The sequence below is a fragment of the Granulicella mallensis genome, assembly GCF_014203225.1.
In the GTDB taxonomy this organism is placed as follows: Bacteria; Acidobacteriota; Terriglobia; order Terriglobales; family Acidobacteriaceae; genus Granulicella; species Granulicella mallensis_A.
The window spans coordinates 106,177-129,841 of sequence record NZ_JACHIO010000003.1 but is presented as its reverse complement, the minus strand read 5'-3'; the positions used below and the strand labels follow the sequence as shown (position 1 = coordinate 129,841).

13 protein-coding genes and 1 tRNA gene are annotated in these 23,665 nt (G+C 54.6%); 12 read left to right on the top strand and 2 right to left on the bottom strand.

Going from position 1 to position 23,665, the window contains the following annotated elements; genetic code table 11:
* The first annotated feature begins 58 nt into the window (after window positions 1–58).
* The 7 genes from HDF15_RS03855 to HDF15_RS03830 all read left to right on the top strand — a co-directional run bounded on the left by HDF15_RS03855 (window position 59) and on the right by HDF15_RS03830 (window position 12,799).
* Window positions 59–1,435 carry a chromosome partitioning protein ParB gene (locus tag HDF15_RS03855; protein WP_260330817.1) on the top strand — a complete coding sequence of 459 codons (1,377 nt, stop codon included), beginning with the start codon at window positions 59–61 and terminating at the stop codon, window positions 1,433–1,435.
* Window positions 1,436–1,795: 360 nt separating this feature from the next.
* The gene (locus HDF15_RS03850; protein WP_221314267.1) at window positions 1,796–4,738 is read left to right on the top strand and encodes an SNF2-related protein; all 2,943 of its coding nucleotides are present in this window, start codon (window positions 1,796–1,798) and stop codon (window positions 4,736–4,738) included.
* Window positions 4,735–6,024, top strand: coding sequence for a DUF2130 domain-containing protein (locus HDF15_RS03845; RefSeq protein ID WP_184252951.1), 1,290 nt, complete (start codon window positions 4,735–4,737; stop codon window positions 6,022–6,024). The genes HDF15_RS03850 and HDF15_RS03845 overlap by 4 nt, the downstream gene beginning before the upstream one ends.
* A 40-nt stretch (window positions 6,025–6,064) precedes the next feature.
* Window positions 6,065–8,350: an AAA family ATPase gene (locus HDF15_RS03840; RefSeq protein ID WP_184252949.1), complete on the top strand. Its 2,286-nt coding sequence runs from the start codon at window positions 6,065–6,067 to the stop codon at window positions 8,348–8,350.
* Between the two features lie 59 nt (window positions 8,351–8,409).
* Entirely contained in the window at window positions 8,410–9,150 is a 741-nt protein-coding gene (locus HDF15_RS25485; RefSeq protein ID WP_221314266.1) for a site-specific DNA-methyltransferase, read from the top strand.
* Window positions 9,147–10,112: a DNA methyltransferase gene (locus HDF15_RS25480; RefSeq protein WP_221314265.1), complete on the top strand. Its 966-nt coding sequence runs from the start codon at window positions 9,147–9,149 to the stop codon at window positions 10,110–10,112. The genes HDF15_RS25485 and HDF15_RS25480 overlap by 4 nt, the downstream gene beginning before the upstream one ends.
* Complete coding sequence (locus tag HDF15_RS03830; RefSeq protein WP_184252947.1) at window positions 10,109–12,799, top strand: DEAD/DEAH box helicase; 2,691 nt, start codon at window positions 10,109–10,111, stop codon at window positions 12,797–12,799. Before HDF15_RS25480 ends, HDF15_RS03830 begins: the two co-directional genes overlap by 4 nt.
* 87 nt (window positions 12,800–12,886) lie before the next feature.
* Here HDF15_RS03830 and HDF15_RS03825 read toward each other — a convergent pair whose 3' ends face one another.
* Complete coding sequence (locus HDF15_RS03825) at window positions 12,887–14,116, bottom strand: site-specific integrase (protein WP_184252946.1); 1,230 nt, start codon at window positions 14,114–14,116, stop codon at window positions 12,887–12,889.
* A gap of 123 nt (window positions 14,117–14,239) precedes the next feature.
* On the opposite strand from HDF15_RS03825, the gene HDF15_RS03820 reads away from it, so the two are divergent.
* From HDF15_RS03820 to HDF15_RS03805, 4 genes are all read left to right on the top strand, one after another.
* Window positions 14,240–14,341, top strand: a tRNA-Ser gene (locus HDF15_RS03820).
* 358 nt (window positions 14,342–14,699) lie between these two features.
* A complete protein-coding gene (locus tag HDF15_RS03815; protein ID WP_184252944.1) occupies window positions 14,700–15,545 on the top strand; it encodes a hypothetical protein in 846 nt (281 codons plus the stop codon).
* A 326-nt stretch (window positions 15,546–15,871) separates the two neighbouring features.
* Window positions 15,872–16,168, top strand: coding sequence for a hypothetical protein (locus HDF15_RS03810; RefSeq protein WP_184252942.1), 297 nt, complete (start codon window positions 15,872–15,874; stop codon window positions 16,166–16,168).
* Between the two features lie 681 nt (window positions 16,169–16,849).
* The gene (locus tag HDF15_RS03805) at window positions 16,850–17,206 is read left to right on the top strand and encodes a hypothetical protein (protein ID WP_184252940.1); all 357 of its coding nucleotides are present in this window, start codon (window positions 16,850–16,852) and stop codon (window positions 17,204–17,206) included.
* Between the two features lie 291 nt (window positions 17,207–17,497).
* On the opposite strand, the gene HDF15_RS03800 is transcribed toward HDF15_RS03805, so the two are convergent.
* Window positions 17,498–17,857 (bottom strand): hypothetical protein, encoded by a 360-nt coding sequence (locus HDF15_RS03800; RefSeq protein WP_184252938.1) that lies wholly within the window; start codon window positions 17,855–17,857, stop codon window positions 17,498–17,500.
* A 271-nt stretch (window positions 17,858–18,128) separates the two neighbouring features.
* On the opposite strand from HDF15_RS03800, the gene HDF15_RS03795 reads away from it, so the two are divergent.
* The gene (locus HDF15_RS03795; protein ID WP_184252936.1) at window positions 18,129–23,624 is read left to right on the top strand and encodes a choice-of-anchor D domain-containing protein; all 5,496 of its coding nucleotides are present in this window, start codon (window positions 18,129–18,131) and stop codon (window positions 23,622–23,624) included.
* Window positions 23,625–23,665: the final 41 nt, after the last annotated feature.

Below are 23,665 nucleotides of genomic sequence, written 5' to 3'. Positions count from 1 at the left end.
TCGTGGACGTCATTGACAGCTTCTAAAGGACTAAAGATAAGTCGAAAACTCGCAGCGCGTGGACGTTCACCCTTACGAAGAGGCGCAAGGCTTTCAGCGTCTCTTAGACCTCCCCGGCTACGACGTTGCCGCCCTTGTCTCCAAATCCGGTAAGAGCGCAGCACACGTCTATGCTCGTTTGTCCCTCTTGCAGTTGATTCCCACGGTTGCCGAGGCGTTCGCGCAGGAGCGCATCACGGCAAGCCATGCCAACCTCATCGCCCGGCTACCGCAGGAGCATCAAGCCGACGCGTTCGAGAATTGCTGGCGCAAGGACTGGCAGGACAAAGAAGCGCACCTGCTTCCCGCGAAACACCTTAGCGCATGGATTCAGGCCAACCTCTACCTGAATCTTGCCGAGGCACCGTTCGACAGGGAAGACCCGAACCTCAAACCAGAGGCCGGAGCTTGCGTGGCTTGCCCACGCCGCAGCGGTTTCAATACCAGCCTGTTTGCGGACGTGCAGGGTGACCAATGCCTTGACGCGCCATGCTTCCAAGCCAAAGTGACGGCGCACATCGACCGCGAGATTGCCGCGCGTCCTGAGCTTGTCAGCATCGAAACCGCTTGGCGAGCTCCAAAAGAACAGCGTCCCGGTGCGTTGCAGAAACATCAGTACCGCGAACTTGCGGAGCCGGATAACCCCGACGCCGAGCCACCCTGCCCAAGTGCCAAAGGCGCAATCATTGTCTTCGGAAAACACGCCGGATACACGGTGACGGTTTGCCTCGACACGGAGTGCCCGGTACACACCAACCACCGGCCCGGCGAGGTGGTCGCACCGCCGCCCGTCATGGCACCAGCGCCCGAACAGGAGACGGAAGAGGAGGCAGCGCAGCGCGAAGCCGAACACGAGCAACGCGTGGCAGAGTACAAGGCCGAGCAGGAGCGCAACGAGGAGGAACGCAAAGTCGAGTTCGAGCGTCAACAGAAGGAATACGAGGCCGAGCAGACCCGCCGCGAAAAACAGCGCAAGGCACGGGTTGCCATCTTCGACCGCATCATCGAACATGCTCCGGCATCGTTCAGCGCGGCACAGATGCGCATCTTCCTTCGCTTGCTCATCCACCTGGACTACAGCTTCCTTGAGGAGGTTGCGACTCACTTCGCAAACGGCGATGAGAACGCGCAACAGTCTGAGGATGAGATCGTGTTGGCCGCACTGGATGGAACCGCTGACGAGAAGCTAACCGGCCTCGCCCTGCGCCTCGTTCTCTCCGACCGCATCGGCATCCCTCACGAGAACCAGCCCGACCTCCTTACCGAGGCTGAGCAGGTATTCGCACCGAAAAAGCCCAAGGCCATCAAGGCCAAGGCCGACGCGCCGACCAAGAAGACGCCGACGGCGGTAAAGGCCCCGCTCAAGAGGGAACTGACACGAAAGAAAGCTGCCTAACCCTGCTCCATTGTGGCCCCGGATTCGTCCGGGGTCCTTTTTTCGTCTCAGGCTCCCGAAAAGCGGCAGGGAGAACCCGCTTTGGTTTCTCCCTGCACCCTCATCCCGCTGGTCCGGCCCCCGCCCGCCGGCAGCGCGGCAGGAGTCCAGTTCCTCCTCCTGCACCTTCCCCTTTTCGAGGATTTTGGCGTGTTTTGGGAACCGGCCCTTATTCCCTCAGGTTTAGTGATTTAACAGCTACCTCGCATTCACGATTGCGGTGCCGGACGGCATATCATAGAGGTCAAATGTATCCGTTGCTTTACGGGGTAGCTGAAGCGCATCAGAGCCGAGTCGTCGACTTGGATACTGAAGCGCGGTTTGCTGCCGCAGTTTGTCATTCCAAAGATGAGCCTCACAAATTACCACGCTCGGTATTTCGCTCACGTTCTGACCAAGAGGTCGGGCTCGGATGATGTCGACAAACTTGCGTCTGTGCTCTCAGATGCCCAAGTCGACCTAAATCCCCACCAGATCGAGGCAGCACTTTTTGCATTTCGGTCCCCGCTGTCAAAGGGAGCGATCCTGGCCGACGAAGTCGGTCTCGGCAAGACGATAGAAGCTGGCATTCTGCTCGCTCAACATTGGGCAGAGCGGCGGCGGGCGTTGGTTGTCATCTGCCCCGCCAACCTCCGAAAGCAATGGAGCCAGGAACTGCTCGATAAGTTTTTCTTACCGAGTGTCATCCTTGAGGCCAAGACTTTCAATGAGGCGATCCGCGCCGGAAATCTAAACCCTTTTCAGCAGGGCAAGATCATCATCTGCTCTTTTCAGTTCGCACGGTCAAAGGAACCGTATGTGCGTAGCACACCGTGGAATCTTGTCGTAATCGACGAAGCCCACCGACTGAGGAACGTCTACAAACCGGGCAATAAGGTCGCAAACTCCATCAAAAACGCCGTGAGCGGCTTTCAGAAGGTTTTGCTAACGGCAACGCCTCTACAAAACTCTCTTCTGGAGCTTTACGGACTTGTCAGTATCGTCGATGAGTTCACGTTCGGGGATCTTCGCAGTTTTCGCGCACAATTTGGCCGTTTGGCGGGCAAAGCTGACTTTGACGCGCTAAAGCAACGCCTTCGGCCAGTCTGCCAACGGACTCTGCGCAGACAGGTCCTTGCCTACGTACCGTATACCAACCGGCACGCGATGGTTCAAGAGTTTCACCCAAGCGCCGCCGAGCAGCAACTATATGAAGTTGTCTCCGATTACCTCATGGGGGACAAGTTGTACGCACTTCCAGCGAGCCAGAGGCAACTCATGACGCTCATTCTTAGGAAGCTGCTTGCTTCATCGACCTACGCTATCTCTGACACACTGTTGGGGCTTGCGACCAAGCTGGAAACGGCAGAAGCTTTCCAAAAACAGGCCGAAGAGGTTCCTGCCTCAATAGCCGAAGACTTTGAGACGCTGCCGGAAGTACAAGATGAGTGGATCGATGAGGACGAAGGTTCAGAATCGGAATCTGACGAAGCCCGCAAGAAATCACCTGAACGGCTCTCGCCAGAGCAATTAGCTGAGCTTCGCGCTGAGAAGGACAAACTCCATCACTTCCATGCTCTCGCCAAGGCGATTCAGACCAACTCCAAAGGTGATGCGTTGCTAACGGCATTACAACGTGGTTTTGAAGCCGCGCGAACGGCGCGCATGGCAGACGGAACCGGGGCTCTTCAACAAAAAGCCATCATTTTTACCGAATCTCGTCGTACCCAAGAATATCTTTTCAATCTTCTGCAAAAGACCGAGTTCCTCGGTAAGGTTGTGCTCTTCAACGGCACGAACACCGATCCCCAGAGTCAGTCTATTTATCAAGCCTGGATGAAACAGCACGCCGGGACTGACCGAATCACCGGCTCACCAACCGCCGACAAACGTGCAGCCTTGGTCGAGCATTTCCGAGATACGGCCAGCATCATGATTGCCACAGAAGCGGCAGCGGAAGGTATCAATCTCCAGTTCTGCAATCTGGTCGTCAACTACGACATGCCGTGGAACCCCCAACGGATCGAGCAGCGCATTGGAAGATGCCACCGGTACGGACAGAAGTTCGACGTGGTCGTTGTGAATTTCCTCAACAGAGCAAATGCCGCTGATGTTCGGGTCTATCAGCTCCTCGCCGAGAAGTTCAAGCTGTTCGATGGCGTATTCGGTGCCAGCGACGAGGTAATTGGTGTGGTCGAATCCGGCGTGGACTTTGAGAAGCGCATCGTTGCTATCTACCAAAAGTGCCGGACAACTGAACAGATTGAGTTGCAGTTCGATCAGTTGCAACAGGAACTCGAATCGCAGATATCCCAGGCCCGTAGCGACGCGAGCGAGCAGCTCCTCAACAACTTCGATCAGGAAGTGATCGAGCGCGTCCGCGTAACCAGCGGACAATCCCTCGGGCGTTTTCAAGACCTGCTCTGGAGGCTTACGGCCTTCTACCTAGCCCCCTACGCCCGTTTCGATACGCCAGGCCACTCCTTCCATTTGGAACGTGATCCGTTCCCAGTTTTCGTCGAAAGCCCGCAGCCCGTAAATCCCGGTCCCTACCGGATGGGCAAAAATGTGGAGGACGCCAACACCTATCGCGTCGGCCACCCGCTGGCACAGCAGGTACTGCGGAGCTGCTGCGTGCTTCCGACTCCGAAAGTAGATTTGGAATTCGATCTGTCCGGAAGCGGTAAGCGTATCGCTGTCTTGGAGTCTCTGCCTGCCCGGAGCGGATGGCTGAGTTGTTCCCGGTTTACCCTTAGCGGGTTCGAAACAGAGGATCATATTCTGCTCGCCGGAATCATGGATGACGGGCAGCCGCTTGAGCCGAGCGCTTGTAAGCGTTTGTTCGATCTTGGGGCTGTCTCCGGCCAATCACTCTTATTGGAAGCCCCAGAAACGCTTGCCGTCGAGCTGGAGAAAGAACAGCAGAGAGTTCTCGCCGATCTTGAGTCTCGCAACGGCAAGTGGCTCGACTCGGAGATCGAGAAACTCGATCGTTGGACCGAAGACCTCAAGTTCGGCTTGGAGCAGGAGATTAAAGATCTCGATAAGGAGATTCGCGAGGTGCGACGTGAGTCGGTCGCTTCTACAGGCCTGCGGCACAAGCTGGAACATCAGCGCCGCCTAAGAGACTTAACATCAACGCGCAATCAGCGTCGTAAAGATCTCTTCATCGCTCAGGACGAGGTAGAAGCACGCCGAGAAACCTTGATAGCCGACATAGAGGGCAAGCTGAAACAAAAACAGGAATTGGTTCCTCTATTTACGATCCGTTGGAGATTAACATGACCGAACCGAGTATCACTTGCCCCCAATGCAAAACTGACTTTCCCTTAACGCAGTCCTTGGCCGCGCCGCTGCTGGAGGCAACCCGACAAAAATATGAAAAACAGATGTCGGATAAAGACGCTGATGTCGCGAAGCGTGAACAGACTCTGAGGGACAAAGAGAGGCAAATCGCAGAAGAAAAACGCACACTTGACTCACAAATCGCTGACCAAGTCGCGGATCAGCTTCGTGCCGAACGGGCACGGGTCATCGCGGAAGAATCCAAGAAAGCGAAGCTGGCTAGTGCCGCGGAGCTAGAGTCGAGAGCGCAAGAACTCCGCGAACTTCAGGAGGTATTGAAGGCGCGTGACGAAAAACTTGCTGAAGCTCAAAAGGCTCAGGCCGACATCATCAAGAAGCAGCGAGATCTGGATGACGCACAGCGTGAATTGGAGCTGACCATCGAGAAGCGGGTCCAGAGCGGTTTGACCGAAGTCCGTTCGCAAGCGAAACGTGAAGCGGAAGATGGCCTTCGCCTTAAGGTGATGGAAAAAGATCAAACCATCGCTTCGATGCAACAGAAGATCGAAGAGCTTAAACAGAAAGCTGAGCAGGGTTCCCAGCAGTTGCAAGGTGAAGTGCAGGAGCTTGAATTGGAGCAAACCCTTCGGGCTAAGTTTCCGTTCGACACCATAGAGCCAGTACCGAAAGGCGAGTTCGGTGGAGACACACTTCATCGCGTCGGTAACGCCAGCGGTATAACGAGTGGCACCATCTTGTGGGAAACCAAGCGCACCAAGAATTGGAGCAACGGTTGGCTAGCTAAGTTGCGAGACGATCAGCGCACGGCGAAAGCCGATTTGTCTGTTCTCGTCTCTCAAACCTTGCCAGAGGGAATTGAGACATTCGACGTCATAGATGGCGTGTGGGTCACACATCCGAAATGTGTATTGCCAGTCGCGACCATTCTGCGCCATACCCTTCAGCAAGTGAGTTCGACACGCCTAATCGCAGTTGGTCAACAGACGAAGGCAGAGATGATTTACGAGTATCTAATGGGCCCAAGGTTCCGTCAACGTGTAGAAGCGATAGTCGAGTCCTTCTCATGTATGCAAGAAGATTTAGACAGGGAACGGAAAGCAATCATGAAGCAATGGGCCAAACGACAGGAACAGATCGAACGCGTCATGGGTGCCACGGTTGGAATGTATGGAGACATGCAGGGAATCGCCGGAAAGTCTCTGGGAGAGATTGAAGGACTTGAACTGGAAGGTCTTAGTTCAAGTCCAGATCGCACACTGGAATAAGCGGCAGCACTATTGTTTTTCGAGAGAACGAGGACTTCACATGCTTGAGCGCATTTCTGAAATTCAGGGAGTTGGCCTTTTGCACCAAGCTAACGGCAAGCCGTTTACTTGCAAGGGCGCAACGCTTATCTATGGCGACAATGGCCGAGGCAAGTCAACACTCGCCACGATTCTACGATCGGTTGCGACCGGCGACCCTCTCATCATCAATGGCTGTAAAACGATTGACGGGACCCTGCCCGTGAAGGTTAACCTGCAATTCGAGAACGGACACCAAGTGTCCTTCCAAAACGGCACGTGGAGCGAAAAGCGCCCCGAACTTCTCGTTTTCGATGCTGAATTCATAAGCCGCAATGTTCATTCAGGCGGTGCAGTCGACACGAATCATCGAAAGAACCTACTAGACTTCGCTCTCGGAGATCCTGCGGTCGCGGCTCGTCAGACAGTGGACGCGGCTACTAGTGCCTCCAAGGATGCCTCAGAGAAAGTGACCAAGATTACCGATCAACTCTCTGGACATCACGTTGGAATGCTGATCGCTCAATTTGAAAAGCTCGCGCAAGTCGCAGATATCGACGTAAAGATTGCAGAACTTCAAAAGAGGGCAGCTGCGGCTGGAAATGTGGCAGCGATTCAGGCGCGACCAGTTCCCGTCGTCATTGCTGAGCCGACTTTCGACATTGATGGTCTATTTGAAGTTCTGGCGACTTCACTACAGGACATTCATGCTGAGGCCGAACAGACAGTAAAGTTGCACGTCTTGAAACTCGGGAAGCCCGGAGCTGAAGCATGGCTCAGTCAAGGGCGCCAATATAGCGACGGATCGTCGTGCCCGTTCTGCAATCAAGACATCTCCTCGAATGAGCTCGTGACTGCCTACCAAACACATTTCAATGCGGCATACGCCAATCTCAAAAGCAAAGTTACAACTGCGGAACAGAAGCTTCTAAAGGACACGGCCGACGCCATCGTTACCGACTTCACGCGGAGCTTGACGGTCTCAATGGCGCAAGCAAAGTCGTGGGTAGAGCAGGTGCCCACCGATGATGTCACCTTCGATGCCGTCACCGCCGCTGCGAACCTAAAAGCATTCCGAGAATTTCTCATTGATTTGGTCAGCAAGAAGCAAGCCGCCCCAGCGGAGCCGTTTGGGAGCGCCGGCGATAAGATTACCGCGTCCGATTTATGGTCTGCGTTCCTTTCATCCCTACAGACCACGAACGAAGCTCTTATGGGTACTGCGCTGCTCATCAATAATTACAAGACGCAGCTCAGCGGCGACAGCGTTGTTCAACTGCAGCAACAAATTCAGCTTCTTCAGGCCACCAAACGCCGTTATGACCCATTAATTGTCACTCTCTTTACGAAGCTAGCTGCCGCCCGATTAGACGCCAAAACGGCAGAGGCGACAAAGAAGACTGCTCGTGAGGCCCTTGAGACGCTGATGGTTGCGATCCTGGCTAAATACCAGATTGCGATCAATGCTCTCCTTAAGAAATTTGGGGCTTCTTTCGGCATCAAGGGTATGAATGCAAACTTTCGTGGAAGCGCGCCCAGAACGGAGTACGGACTGTTACTGCGCGGGAAGGATGTCGCACTCGAAGGCGGTCCGCCATCATTTGCTACGGCCTTGAGTGACGGCGACAAACGTACCCTTGCGTTCGCCTTCTTTGTGGCCTGTACTCTCGACGATCCAACGCTTAGTCAACGCGTCGTGGTCATTGACGATCCGATGTGTAGCCTTGACATGACTCGCAGGCAGCATACGAGAATGGTTCTCAAACAGATTCGCGGCAAAGCAAAGCAAATCATTGTTCTTGCCCATGATGCCTACTTCATCCGAGATCTCCGCGACGCTTTCCTCAAAGAAGACAAGACATTGCCGATTGCGATCTTCCGCCTCGAAGCCACTACTAACGGCTACACGGATTTCGCTGCCATTGAGATCGACAAAGAGTGCGAGTCGATTTACGCGCAACATCACCGCTTGCTCAATCAATACTCGACCGGAGCGGGAACCGATCACAAGGCCGTATCAAATGCGATTCGCCCTATGCTAGAGGGATACTTGCACAGAAGGTTCCCAGGACTACTACCGAAAGAACATCTTTTCGGACAGGTGGTGATACTGATTCGGGATTCGACGGTTCCCAGTCCTCTCTGCCACGCTCAAAATCTCGTTACAGAGCTGAATGAGATCAATGACTACGCTGGTCAGTTTCATCACGACACGAATCCAGACGCGGATAGCACCGTGATTACTCCCTCCGAGCTGAAGACCTACGTTGGCAGAGCCCTTGATGTCATCTACAAAGGAACTGCTTAGAATTCGACGCTCAACGCAAGAAACTTGCAGAACAGCATGAAAACAGAAACGGACTGCAAATGACGAGTAAGCAGAGGCTGGAACTCACATGGATTGGCAAAGAAAACCGGCCTCGGCTGGAACCGCGCATCCTGCTTGAAGACCCGGAGAAGAGCTATCACGCCAAGAGGCTCGTAACTGACAATGACATCTTCGACAACCGTTTGATCTTCGGTGACAACCTGCTAGCGCTCAAAGCGCTGGAGCAAGAGTTCGCTGGAAAAGTGAAATGCGTCTTTATAGACCCGCCCTACAACACTGGGTCTGCATTCGAGCATTTCGACGACGGCGTTGAGCACTCCGTTTGGCTATCGCTTATGCGGGACAGGCTGGAAATGCTCAAACGTCTCCTAGCAGAGAATGGCGCAATATGGATAACAATTGACGACCATGAAGCGCATTACCTTAAGGTGTTGTGCGACGAAATATTCGGACGCGCAAACTTTGTAGCATCGTTCGCGTGGGAGAAGGATCAGGCCCGTCACAATGATGCGCTCATTTCAAGCGCGCATGATCATATTCTCCTTTATGCCAAAGACTTTTCGGTCTGGCGGTCAGTACGCAACTTGAACCTAGGGAAGCCACGGGCAACGGCCGATATAAGAACCCCGACGATGATCCGAGAGGTCCTTGGCTGCAAGGAGCTTGCAGCACTGCAAAGAGTGGGAGCGAAAAGAATAGATTTCCGATTCCATTGCCATCAGGACGATCGGCTGTTCCACCGGCTGGGAACTACTGGCGGTTCTCTGAGCAGACATTGAAGAAGGCTCGTTTGGAAGAGCGGGTGTATTTCGGTAAGGACGGTGATCGTTTGCCGATCATTAAGACCTACCTAAGCGAAGTTCAGGATGGCTTTGTCCCTAAGACATGGTGGCCCGCTGATGAAGTTGGCTCAAACCAATCGGCTCGGAGAGATCATTTGAGAAAGCTGCTGACAGATGTTGAGCCATTCGGAACTCCGAAGCCAGAAGCACTTCTCCAACGGATCATCCTGATTTCTACTAATCCTGGCGAGTTAGTTCTCGACTCTTTCGGTGGCTCGGGAACGACAGGCGCGGTTGCCCACAAAATGGGCAGACGATGGATTATGGTTGAACTCGGAGAGCACGCGCACACTCACATCATTCCGCGCCTCACAAAAGTCATCGACGATGAAGATCCCGGTGGAGTGTCGGAAACTACGAATTGGCAGGGCGGCGGCGGATTCCGCTACTTCCGCATCGCGCCATCTCTATTGGAAAGCGATCGCTTCGGAAATCTCATAATCAGTAGAAGGTACAACGCGGCTATGTTGGCAGAAGCCATGTGCAAGGTTATGGGCTTTACTTACGCGCCCAGCGATGAACTCTACTGGCAACACGGTCGATCTACCGAAAGCGATTTCCTATACGTCACTACGCAAACGCTCACTCGTGATCAGCTTGCTAAGTTGAGTGATGAGGTCGGCGACCACCGCAGCCTTCTAATTTGCTGCGCGGCGTTTCGCGGGAAACCAGATGCGTTTCAAAATTTGACCGTCAAGAAAATCCCATCAGCCGTGCTGGCAAAGTGCGAGTGGGGACATGATGACTACAGCCTCAACGTCGCCAACCTGCCAAAGGCCGCTCCCCCTGTGGAGCCTGTGCAAACGGATTCCGCACAGAGACTGACGCCCAAACAAACCCGTCGGCGTGCTGCGCAACCGAACCTCTTCTCGACCGATGGAGATGGGGGTGCAGAATGAAGCAAGCTGGTAATGCCATCGCCAACCGCCTTAGCCTTCGCTCTCCGCAACGCGAGTCGCTGGAAATTCTTGACCGCATCTGTGACCTGCTCTCGTTGCAAAAAGACCAGGACGCCGCACAAGCACTCGCCACCATTCGCGCCGAGTTCGCGAACGTCACCGACTTCGAGCGTGATTTCCCCTCGTTGTGCTTCGCACTTGCTACCGGTGTTGGCAAGACTCGCTTGATGGGTGCCTTCATTGCCTATCTCCATCAAGCCGAAGGCATCCGACACTTCTTTGTCCTTGCACCCAATCTGACGATCTACAACAAACTTATCTCCGACTTCACACCGGGTTCGCCCAAATATGTTTTTCAAGGTCTTTCCGATTTCGTTATTCAGCCTCCGGAAATCATCACAGGCGACAACTACGAAAGCGGGCGAGGCGTTCGTTCCGAACGCTTGAGCCAGCCCGCTATCCCCGGCCTCAAAGACCCAGATGCGCCAGTACACATCAATATCTTCAATATCAGCAAGATCAACTCTGAGGTGCGCGGCGGCGCAGAGCCTCGCATCAAGCGGCTACAGGAGTACATCGGCGAGAGCTATTTCGAGTACCTGTCCGAGTTGGATGACCTGGTTCTCTTGATGGACGAATCGCACCGCTATCGCGGTAAGGCCGGAATGCGGGCGATCAACGAACTCAAGCCAATCCTCGGCCTTGAGCTTACGGCTACGCCCCGGACGGAAACAGCAGGTGGCGCGGACTTTAAGAACGTCATCTACAGCTACCCGCTGTCCTCGGCGCTAAAGGATGGGTTCGTAAAAGAGCCAGCCGTTGCGACCCGCGAGAACTTCCGTGCAGAGAACTACGACGAGGCCGGCCTTGAGAAGCTGAAGCTGGAGGACGGCGTTCGTATCCACGAACACACCAAGGTCCAGCTCGATATCTATGCTCGCGAGAACATGAAGCCTCTAGTGAAACCGTTCATGCTCGTTGTGGCGAAGGACACTACGCACGCGAATGACCTTCAACGGCGGATCGAGGCGGATAACTTCTTTGGAGGTCGATACAAGGGACGGGTCATTACCGTCCACTCCAACCAAACGGGCGATGAGAAGGACGAGACGGTACAGCAGCTTCTTTCCGTCGAAGATCCCGCGAACCCGACTGAGATTGTCATTCACGTCAATATGCTCAAGGAAGGTTGGGACGTGACGAATTTATACACCATCGTCCCGCTTCGCACGGCCAACTCACGAACTCTAGTCGAACAGTCCATCGGGCGCGGTTTGCGTCTTCCATATGGAAAACGGACTGGCGTAGCGGACGTTGATCGCCTGACCATCGTTTCGCACGACCGCTTCCAAGAGATTGTTGACCATGCCAATGATCCCAACTCGATCATCCGGACAGGCATCGTCATTGGGCGAGACATTCCTGACACTCCGACGAAGGCCGTTACCATCGAGCCAGTCTTCATGACTCAGTTGGGATTGGGAATCGCACCCGCAGCTCCGGTGCCGGGTGCCCCGCCGCAGTCCGCGCCGACAATCAGTGAGCCAGAGCGGAGGACTGCCGAGGTGACGATGCAAGTCATTCGGCAGCAATTCGAAAGACTAACGCGCTCTGGCGACCTCAAGACACATGATGTCCAACAGCGCATCACCGCGCGAGTAACAGAACTGATGCAGCCCGTCCAAGGCGAACTTCCATCCATCTTGCAACCGGTAGATGTTGCGTCGGTCGTCGAGCGCGTCACAAGCGCGATTGCCGAACGAACAATCGACATTCCGAAGATCATTGTCACGCCGAAAGGAGAAGTCACTGTCGGTTATCAAGACTTTGACCTCGACTGCAATAGCTTCCGACAGCCTCCGGCGGAAAAGGACTTGCTCGTTCAGCACCTGATGAACAATCAGCGTTTCAAGATCGTGAGCGGTGATGGCATCGTGCTGGAAAAGAATCTTGAGGACTATATCGTTCGCGGTCTGATCGACAAGGACGATATCAACTACGACGAACATGCAGAGTTGCTCTACAAATTGGCAGCACAAATGGTTCGCCATCTCCAGTCCTATTTGCAGACATCGGAAGATGTATTAAATGTCTTGCAGTTCTACCAGACCCAGCTCGTGACACTCATCCATGCCCAGATGAACCAACATTACGTCGAGAAGGCGACGGAGTACGAGGTTACTGTATCGAAAGGATTTCAAACTCTCACAAGCAGTATGGCAGCCATGCAGACAGACCAAACGATTCTTCCGTTCCGGGCTCCGGTTGAAGAGCGACTCCTGATTCGAGGAATGCTCTTCGGAGGTTTTTCAAAATGCTTATATCCCGCGCAGAAGTTCGACTCAGATACCGAACGGCGCTTCGCCATCATTCTTGAAGACGAGACTTCAGTCCTCAAGTGGCTCAAGCCGCCCAAAGATGTTTTGAGGATTTACTACTATCAAGAAGAGGTCTATCAGCCTGATTTCGTTGTCGAGACGGCAACTGCTCGATATCTCTGTGAACCGAAGCGCTCAAGTGAGATGACCGATGAAGTTGTGCTGCTTAAGGCAAAGGCAGCAATGCTTTGGTGCCAACATGCATCGAGCGTGAGCGATAAGCCGTGGCAATATGTTTTGATCCCCCACGATGCGATTCAGATTAGCGCGACTCTAGGCAACATTGTTCAGCGCTACACCGTGCGGTGAGGGCTCATGTTGCCATATTCGAGATCTAGGCCCAAAACACTGAAGCCAGCCCGAGGGGGCCGGCTTCGCTCGGGCCGGAAATCTGGTTTAGGCTGTTTCGGCGGGTTTAGGCTGGATACCACCGCGATTCAATGCTTTCATCGCATCGGCTACCTGGTCTTTAGAGAGGTGGCTATACCGAGCGCTCATCGCTAGGGAAGAGTGTCCGAGGACTTCCTGGATCACTTTCTGGTTCGCACCACTCGCGGCGAGCCTGGAGCCAGCCGTATGACGGCTGAGATCGTGCCAGCGTAGCGCCTTGATGCCGGCATCCTTCTTGGCCTTATCGAACCACTCCCGGTTTTCTCGAATCGTGAAAACGCGTCCGTTTAGCTGCATCCTCGTGCGCTGCGGATTTTCGTTGCGAAGTATGGCGAGTTCTGCCTGAATCGCCTGCTGGTCGAGCAACGCCTCGTAAACACCATCCGTCATCGGGATGGTGTGTGGTCGATTCGACTTGGTGCTGGGCAAGTGAATCAGCCGGAGAGGGAAGTTGATATCTAGTTCCCAGCGCAGCGCATACTGGTTTCCTTTCCTCATTCCGGTCTGTGAAGCCAGAGTGATCTCGTTCAGGTGTTCGCGGAGCAGGAGGCGTGTGACACGGTACTCAGCGGGCGTCTCCTCGATCCACTCCTGCACGACCAGCCGGATGCGATCTTCCTCGGTCTCGTTCATCCAGCGCGGGATGCCCAGCACCTCGGTGTAGCGCTTGACTTCCCGGACAGGATTGAGCGAAAGCAACTTTCTCTCCTTGGCGTACGAGTAGACGGCGCTGAGAGTCGTTTTGTACCGGTTCATCGTTCCGTTGGATCGGCCCAGCCCTTCAAGGAAGTCTTTGATCTCGAAAGGTTCGATGGAATCGGCTAGCCTACCCTCAAAAGCTGTCTTGATTGCTTTGAACCGAGACTTCAGATTGTCCAGGCGCTTTTGAGCGTCGTTGCTATACGCGTCCGACTTTGCGTTCTGTTCGAGTTCGCGGTTCACCGCGACCTCTTCCTTTTCGAGGTACTGGCCGATCAGGTCATCAAGAAGCAGGGAAGACCGCTTCGATCGGCGTTCCCGCTCGGATGCGTTGAGAAGCGGACCCTTCGCCGTGGGCGGAATGATCTCGCCTTCGCGCTCCATCCGACGCACTTTATCGAGGTGCTCCACTGCCTGCTCTCGGGAGTCGAACGTCTTGCGAACGTCCTTTCCATTGACCTCATAACGACAGCACCAACTCTTGCCACGCTGATAGACACCCTTGACCTTTGCCGGCTTTCTGCCTCTGGACGCCATAGAGACCCCTTAGCAAAAGGATATCGGAATTTGTGCCAGATTTGTGCCAGTTGTTGCGTCTAATTCGTGCGAAGTTGTGCGACGCCCTGCAAGCAAGAGATTGCGAAAATCCCATGGATAAAGGGTATTGTGATTTAACTTGCAATTCTGTGCAGTCCTGTGCGTACCCTATTGATCGCCCTCTCAAGGCGAAGAGTCCGGGTTCGAGCCCCGGTAACGCTACCAAAACCCTTACGAATCAAGGTGCTACGCGAAGCGACTAGATCGTTTGCGTAGCCCTGTTTGAAGGTTCCCAAAAAGATTTCAAAATCGCATCGCAGGGTTCGATTTAAACCATGCGACCGGGAACTCACCGAGCCCATGGGATTCCTGACCCGCGAGCTGAGGGATACTCCGTCTTACTTGGATCAAATGTGAAACGCGGGCATGACAACATTTCATAGCCGATTGTCGTACTCAGCATTGTCTATAGGCCAGTGGGGCGAGCAGGTCGGCGATCTTCATATTCGATAACGATAGGCATTGAGTCTATGTGATTACGAGTGCATCATGGATGGTGCAGGTCTAATGCAGAGGAATCTGGATGCCCATATTGGAAGGATCAACTCAAGACGAGATAAGCAGACTTTTATCTCTGTTCCCTGTCGCCGTTCTCAAAGAGGAATGGGAAGGCATCAAAGGTACTAAGGAAGTCATTTGTGACACCGTTGCCAGGGCATTGGAACCGGGTAAGGCTATCGACTTCATTTTGGCGAATTTTGCGAAGTGCAAGATGCACGTTTATGTGCTCGATCCATCTCAGCACAAAGACGTCAGTATCATGAACGCGATCACAGATGCCGAAATTCTGAAGGTTGTAGCAGACGGTCCAACCCTGATCCTTGCCCGTGTCTCGTTTGTTGTCATTCTGCAAGATTCATTGAAGAAAGAGAAAGTTGATCTTCTCTGGCCGATGCGCATCCATACCTTGGCCGATCATCTGGTCCTCAGTGCGATCGTTTTGGAGCGCACACCAGCGACGCTCTATAATGAGCCGATATCGATCGTGTCACGTAGCCTTGACGAGAAGCTAATCGTAAAAAATCTGAAGGCTTTAGGATTCGATACCGCAGACGTACATAAAGGAATGAAGGCTCTTTGGGAGGAGGACTATATGGATGCATTCAACGTCCGGTTTCGCAGTCCAGACTCCACGTTGACTGAAGTCATGGACGAAGAGAAAGGCATCAAAGCCACCAAGCCGGAACGATATGAAGAGCTGAAGACTGCGACCATGTTTATGTCCGCTTTTCATCTATTGAAAGATCCTGTGAAATCGATAGGCGACTTTTTCTTAGACCCATCAAGAGGTCACTTTAGGTTCCCGCGTTATACCGATGATTCTGGAGATGCGGATGCAGTGGTACAAGCGCTTCTTTCAAAAAATTAGTGATCTTGTCCCGACTCCTGATGTAGAGTCAACAGCCATTATTCTTTCCAAGCTGGACCCTCATCACATTGAAGTCGAGAACATTCGGAGTCTGCTAGGTATCTCGCATCGTGCTGCCCGGACGATCTGCGAGACTGCGGTTAGCAGGGGTCTGTTCAGTCACCGCGTAGTGCTCGTCTGCCCAGATGATGACTCTGTTGCATATGAGGTTCGGGATTCCCGACCTATTCCAGAAACACTTCCTTGCTCGCACCGTGATGGGGATGACATTGTGCGCGTAGAAGTCCCAAGCGGCTCACTTCAACGACGGGAGTTCTACGTGTTCAATGAACGATAAACTTCCAAAACTCCTCGACCTTACCCCGCAGCAATTGGCGACGTATCAAGTAGTGCAGGCAATCAATCTCGAACGCCAGCGAACAGCCATGCAATGGCTTGTTTTGGGCGTGACATTGGCCATAGTCGTAGCCCTCACGATCTTCATTTTCGTCCTTATCTACAACGAGCGGCACTGGGCAGCCACGACCGCTATCGGAGTTCTCGACGGTTTGTTTGGTGTTTGCCTGCTGAAGGTGATCTCCTCGATGTGGCCCATCAAAATCAAAGAAAGTTCTGCGGAGTAGTCGCAACGCAATCCGCCAGTATCCATCATTGTCCTCCGTCTCAATATGTTTGCGCCCAATGGGAAGGTGCGCTAATATCTCTCAGGTGCAGTCGCATATTGCATCAATCGAACGTCCTCGGCAGTAGCCGAGCGGTCTAGCCATCGGCCAAGCCTGGATCAAAGCACTTCATTTGGATTCGAGGTTAGCTAGATGGCTTAAACACAGATTGCCGACGTTATTGTTCCTGCCGAATTCACCGCCTATCAAGTCGAAAACTCGCTTGTCTCGACCGCCCTGTATCTGTCTGGGGTAGCGGTTGCGAGCGGTGAGATGGCGTCACAGCTTCAGACTGGCGCCGAGCAGTTCACGGTTCCATTTTGGGCAGATGCCGGTGAGAGCGAAGCCGACATTACCAGTGCGATCCCACCATACAAAGCACCCCGCTGGCCACTTTCCCGTTGGAAAAATTGCAGTCGAAGTAGCACATGATCGAATGGCTGGAGAACATCCGAATCTAGCAGTTTTCCTATAGGCAAAAGCCCGGCTCTAGTAATGAACTGACGGGCATTTTGCCTCACGCGAGCAACCCGCTACACGATCTGTGCTTCCTAGGTTGGAAGTCTTCGAGTCGAGAGGACGAACTGCCTTGTCAATGTTGTAAGTCAAGGTTTCAAGTAAACCGAAAAACACTGGAGGAAGATGAAGATAACGCAAAGGAGCAATCATCATAGAGAGGCGTTCGCACTGATTTTGGCGACGGCTCTCTGCGCTTTCACCCCCGGCTCAGCAACCGCGCAAAGCGGCAGCGCTACTCAGCCACAACAACCGCAACAGAACCCGCAGCAAGAAATGAAGTTCACCGGCAAGGTTGTGAAGCTTCAGACTGGACAGTTTGCCCTGCTTACAGGCCAAACGCCTGAGGGCAAAGCAGCCGGACACTTCCTTGATAATCAGGACGATGCGAAGAAGTACGAAGACAAACAAGTGACAGTTACCGGAACGTTCGACACAGCAAGCAACACGATTCACGTAACCAATATTGCCTCTGCCGCGTAGTCACCGACACGTTGCAGATGGTGTGCCCGATCTTTTGTAGTAGTTGGATTGTTAGTTAGAGCGACCTTTGTCGATATTTCGTCGCCGTCGAGGGTGCGGGGGAGTGGGAAGAGTAGTTTGCTTCCCACTTCCCATGCCCTGTCTTGATCTCGGGGTGCAACGTCTCCGGTGCGGGGGAGCGGGCCCAGAGCATATCCGAATCCAGCAGTTTTCTCTAAAGGCAGAAAAGCCCGGCTCTCGTAATGAGTTGCCGGGCGTCTTTGCTTGCCTGTAATGCGGGTTGGGTAAGGTTTAAAACGCCAACGGCCCGTTATTCCGCTGCGCCTTGATAGAGACCTTCTTCACGGCTTTCTTTCCCGGAGCCTTCTTCTTTGCTAAGGTCACAGGACCAGTGAGAGTGCCAGGTCCGGTAATAGCCGCTCTTGTTGTGGTCTTCTTTGCAGCGGCCTTCTTCGCGGGCTTGGCAGCATAAGAGCCGATGTACATGCGTGACTTCGCTAGTGATTTCTTAGCAGCCGTCTTCTTCGCTGGTGCCTTCTTCGCTACGGCTTTCTTCGCTACGGCTTTCTTCGCTACGGCTTTCTTCGCTACGGCTTTCTTCGCTACGGCTTTCTTTGCAGGAGCCTTCTTTACAGCTTTCTTGGTTGCCAAGGTCTTACCTCTCGGAATTAAATTTGTGGCCCACGCAATGTTTACGTTGGGTGTAGCCAAATAGCAAGAGTCAACTTTGGTTCAGATCGTTTGTTCGGTCATGTGATGAGAGTTTGCGTTGAACGGCGAATGGTATTTTCGCGGCGCTGGTCGCGGTGCGCGGTTGGAATCGGGTGATACCGATCGCTTCGCGCTCAACAGAGCGTGAAGCCGGAATGCTGATGTATAGTTGCAAAGTTCCCCTTACTTCATCTTTGCAACGGAGCCTTCCGTGAAAGTTTTCGGTCGTGCAGGTTTGTCGCTGTTCCTGTGTGCAGTTGTCTTCGGCGGTTTGATACAGGGTGGGGTAGCCCAGTCTGTTACTGCGAAGCTACCGCTGGTCTTTCAGCAAAATCGAGGCCAGGCTTCGGAGAACGTCCGCTATGTGTTGCGCCAGGGGAACATCGAGGGCGAGTTTCAGCGTGACGGCGTTCGTCTGAGACTTCTGTCGGGCACGAAGATTGACTCGCAGGTGAGTATGCGATTGGTCGGTGCGCGGGAGGATTCAGCGATAGATGGCGACGGCGCGCTGGAAGGGTATACCAACTATCTGTTAGGCAATCATCGGGATCACTGGCTGCGTTTACCCAATTATTCGTCGGTTCGCTATCGCCGGATTTATTCCGGAACGGATCTGGTGTTCTACGGCAATGGTGGAGCTCTGGAGCACGATTTCGAATTACAACCGCGAGCCGACCCCTCGCGCATCGCCTTTCGACTGGACAAAGCACGGAACGTGAAGCTGGACTACGATGGCAATTTACGGATCGGGCTGGCGAACGGAGCCATCACCTTTGAACGACCCGTCGCCTACCAGGTGGTGGCAGGCGCGCGGCGCAACGTGGACGCCGCGTTTAAGGTCGACCGCAACGGAACGGTACGCTTCCGGCTGGGCAGCTATGATCGGACGGAAAAACTGGTAATTGACCCAGTGCTTTCCTTTTCCACGTACCTTTCTTCACTGGGCCAGGATGCGAATCTGATTGCTACCGATGCCAGCGGCAACAGCTATGTCGCAGGGTATGGCTCGCTCGGGTTTCCGGTTACAGGTGGCGCGTTTGCGGGATGCACCAACTGTTCGACGAATTCTGTCGTGACCTTCATCAGCAAGCTTAGTGCCGACGGTACAAGTCTCCTTTACTCGACGGTGCTCGGAGGGAATAGCTTTGCCCAGCCCACAGGCATTGCGGTCGATGGGAACGGGAACGTACTGGTATCCGGTTGGACCGGTGCAAGCGACTTTCCGACCAGGAATGGGCAGCCGATTGCCGTTCAAAATAACAACGATGTGGGCTACCTTATTTCGCTTTCGCCCGATGGTTCTTCTCTCAATTACGGAACGTTGCTAGGCAGCAGCCCGTCGGCCGGCCAAAGCGCGGAGACGTCTGCAACGGCTGTGACTGTCGATTCATCAGGCAACGCCTATGTCACCGGAGATACAGGTAACGGATTCTTCACCTCGGCTGGCGCGTTGAACCAGGGTGGCGGCGGTAACTTCGGCAACGAATTCAATGTTTACCTGGCAAAGTTCAGCCCGACTGGCACCTTGATGTACAGTGCCGTTCTGGGTGCGGCCGATCCTCAGAATGGTGGGGGTGGGCCGATTGGAGCCTCTGCGATCGCTGTCGACGCTGCCGGTGATGCGTTCGTTGCCGGCCAGGCGGGAACCCTGTGGCCCATTACCAGCAACGCTTACCTGACGCAAATTGCCGGATCGATGCCTTACGCGACCCCCTTCGTAACGAAGGTTGCGCCCGACGCAAAGAGTCTCGTCTATTCGACCTTCCTGGATTATGCGTACGTCGTAACCGGCATCGGAACCTTGTCCAACGGGAATGTGTTTATCGCAGGCAACGAAGTGGGCGCCAGCTACCCGACGACGCCGAACGCCTATCAGCAAAACTCTGGTGGAGGCAATGCCTTCCTCACCGAACTCAATTCCACTGGGACCAGCCTGGCGTACTCCACCGTCATCGGCGATTCATCGTACAAGATCAATGGGATGGCATTGGATGCAGATGGCGATATCTGGCTCGCGGGGCAGACTTCGAATCCACAATTTCCGCTGGTTGCTCCGCTTCAAAGCACGTTCCCGGCAAATGGTTTAGAACCCGCTTCTGTTCTGAGTGAGTTTGATCCCACCGGTGAAACGCTGAAGTTCTCGACCTTCATGGGCGGGAGTGTCTCTGGATATGCCAGCAGTGTCGCGATGGATGCTAACCATAAAGCGCATGTGGCTGGCGCTGCGGAATACGGAATGTATACGACGCCGGGGGTCTACGCGGGGTCGGTTCCAGTGCCCGGTCCTGGCTTCTCTGAGAGCACTTACGCCTATGTGTCAGTGATTGACGCGTCAGGTTCCGGTGGCACGCTGTGCCTGGGCGGATCAGCCGCCACAGGACTCTCGTATGGCTATCTTCTTCCGCAAACCTCGGCTTCGCAGAGCGTCCAGGTGACCAACTGCGGCAGCGCTCCCCTCGTCTTCACGTCTATTACTTCGAGCAATGCGGCGTTCACTGTGCCGTCCGATAGCAACAGTTGTACCGGATCAATCGCAGTCAACGCCTCCTGCACGGCGACTGTGGAATTTTCGCCGACAGCGGTGCAAAGCTATTCGGGACAACTCATCTTCACGTCTAACGCCACAATTGCCACCACTTCGATACCGCTTAGCGGCAGCGGCGGGGAACCTGTTGCGGCGTTCGGGCCGCCGGGGTCTACCCAGACACTGATTTTTTCACCCATGCTCGTGGGGCAGACTAGCGCGGCGGAGCCAATCGCGCTCTACAACAATGGCACGGTTCCACTCACGATTAACCTATCGCAGATAGCCGTTACGAGCGGTTTTGCTCTGGCGCCAGGCGGCAAGTGTCCTGGCTCTCTACCCGCACACGCATCCTGCTTGATCTTTGTCGTGTTTGCGCCGACAACGGCCGGCACGATCAGCGGGACGCTGTCGGTGGCTTCGAGCGATCCGGTGAACCCGACGATCAGCACAAGTCTGACGGGCACTGCCTTTAGCTCCTATCCAATCCCCACCATTACCGGATTACTCAATCCGTCCTACCCGATCAACAGCGGGACTGCGCCGATCACCATGAGCGTTCTTGGAACCAATTTCTTTCCAGGTTCCGTGGTGTACCTCAAGGGAGCCCCGCAGACAACGAGCTACATGAGTGGCACGTCTCTCAGTGTGACGTTTCCGTCATCTCTATTGAATGCCGTCGGGGAGATCTCGGTTGCGGTTTCAAACCCTATGCCCGGCGGAGGCGCCAGTGCGGCCTATCCTCTGATTAGTTATCTCTCCATTCCGCTCACGGCCAGCGCTCTGACGGTGGACCCTGTAGGCGGCCTGCTCTATGCCGCCATTCCCGCCAGCGCCACGCAGAATCCGAACACCGTTATCCCGATTAATCCGGCAACCGGAGCTACGATGACGCCGATAGCCGTAGCGAGTGGTCCACGAGCGCTGGCCGTCTCCGACGACGGCAGCGAACTCTACGTGGCCTCGGCCGGCGTGTTGCAGCGCTTCAGCCTGAAGACGCTGGCTCTCGAAAAAACGTTCAATCTGCCGGTGGACACTGAATGGGGACAGACCTACGTTCAGGAGATGCACGTAGTTCCTGGCTCACCACAGTCGATCGTGGTGGAGTTATTTGCCAATGTTGATCCGGCCGAAGATGGAGCCGCGCTCTACAATGATTCCGGCCTCGTGAACTGGCTGCCTGGCGAAGCTCCAACGAGTACTCCTCTACAGATGGATTCGTTCACCTTCACCTCAGCCTCCTCCATCTATGCGCTGCCCGAAGGCAGTACCTTCTTTACGGAGGTGCAGGTGAGCCCGACCGGCCTTTCACACAGCGGAGGCGGAGCCGGAGGGACCAACCAGCAAACCGGTAGTATCGTGCGCTCTGACGGAACTCTGCTGTACACGAACTCAGGCCAGGTGTGGAATCCATCCACGCAAGCCCTGCTTGGAACGTATCTCGAGTCAAACGGCTCCCAATTGTTCTACACGGCCGGTGTTGTGCCCGACGCAGCCAACGGGCACACCTATTTCCTGGATGGCGACTCACAATACTTGCAATATCAGTCGCTCAATATCGACGTGTACGCTCAGGCGAGCTATGGCCTGCTCGGAGCTGTTCCATTTTTGAACATCTACCCGCCTGATGCGGCAGACCTTGTGCGCTGGGGAAGCAGCGGCTTTGCCTTCCGTTGCGTCGACATTACGGGTTCTGAACCGAGCGCCAATCAGATCGTAGTGCTGACCAGCAGTCTGGTGTCTTCCGGCAACACAACGCCGGTTCCGATTCTAGCGTCGGTGTCGCCCGCAGTTGTGTATGCCGGTGGTCCGTCCTATACGATGCAGCTGACTGGAAGCGGCTTTACCAGCGCATCGACGGTGCTGGTCGGAGGAAACCCGCGTACGACCACTTACGTTAGCGGTACGTCACTTACTGCCCAGGTTCTGGGTTCGGACATTGCAGCCGTCGGCCAGCTCAATGTACAAGTGACCACGCCAGCGCCAGGTGGTGGAACCTCGAACTCTGTAGCCGTCTCTATAGAACCCGGACGGCAGACGACGCCAACCATAACAGTTACTCCTTCGGCATCCAGCATCACTACTGCGCAATCTCTGTCGGTAAGTGCAGGTATTAGCGGTGGCGTCGGCAATCCAACACCTACAGGGGCGATTGTGCTCTCTGGCGGCGGGTACATGTCAGCTGCCGCATCGCTTTCCGGTGGAATAGCTACCGTCAGTGTTCCGGCCGGTGCACTGGCGATTGGTACCGATACCCTAACCGTCGTATTTACGCCGGATAGCTCCAGTTCGTCCAGGTACAACGGTGTTACCGGTTCGACATTGGTGACTGTGATGGCCGCGGGAAAGAACGCGTCTAGCATCACCGTTACGGCCGCATCCCCCACGATCACGAATGGACAATCCGATGCAGTGTCCATCACGGTTGCGGGCGTGAGCGGACAGCCGACGCCCACGGGAACTGTAACTCTGAAGAGCGGGGCATACAGCGCACAGCAGGCACTTACAGCGGGCGCCGGAAACGTGGTCATTCCAGCGGGCGCTTTGAGCAGCGGTGCCAACACTCTGACCGCTACTTATTCCGGTGATGGAACGTACGCCGGATCAAGCGGAACGGCAGTGGTCACGGTTGCGCAGGTTGTAATTTCCGCACCCACTCCCTCTGGTGTCTCGCCCGGCGGCAGTGCTACAACCACTGTGACTCTCTCTGCTGGAAACAACTACTCAGGCACGATGAACATGAGTTGCCAACTCGTCAATTCGCCTGCAGGCGCGCTCAGTTCGCCGACGTGCAGCCTGAGTCCAACATCTGTGAATCTCTCGGCAGGGGGCACTGCAACGACCGTGCTCACCGTGAAGACAACGGCAGCGTCAACCACTGCGCTACTGATTCACACTCAGATGAAGCTGTTAGGTGCTGGTGGCGGAGCGGTTCTCGCCGGGCTGTTTCTGATAGGAGTTCCCACTCGCCGCCGGCGCTGGACGGCAATGATGATGATGGTCTGGTTGGTCGTGGCCGCAGGTGCAATTGGATGCGGCGGAAGCGGTGGCTCGAATTCCGGATCAGGTGGTTCGAGCACTCCGGCAACGTCCACGGGCACGTACACATTCCAAGTGACCGGAACGGATTCGTCGAACTCAAGCATCACGGCGAAAACGAGTGTGTCTGTTACCGTGCAGTGATTCCGGTTGAAGATCGAGGCATGACAGGTTGACTTTTATGA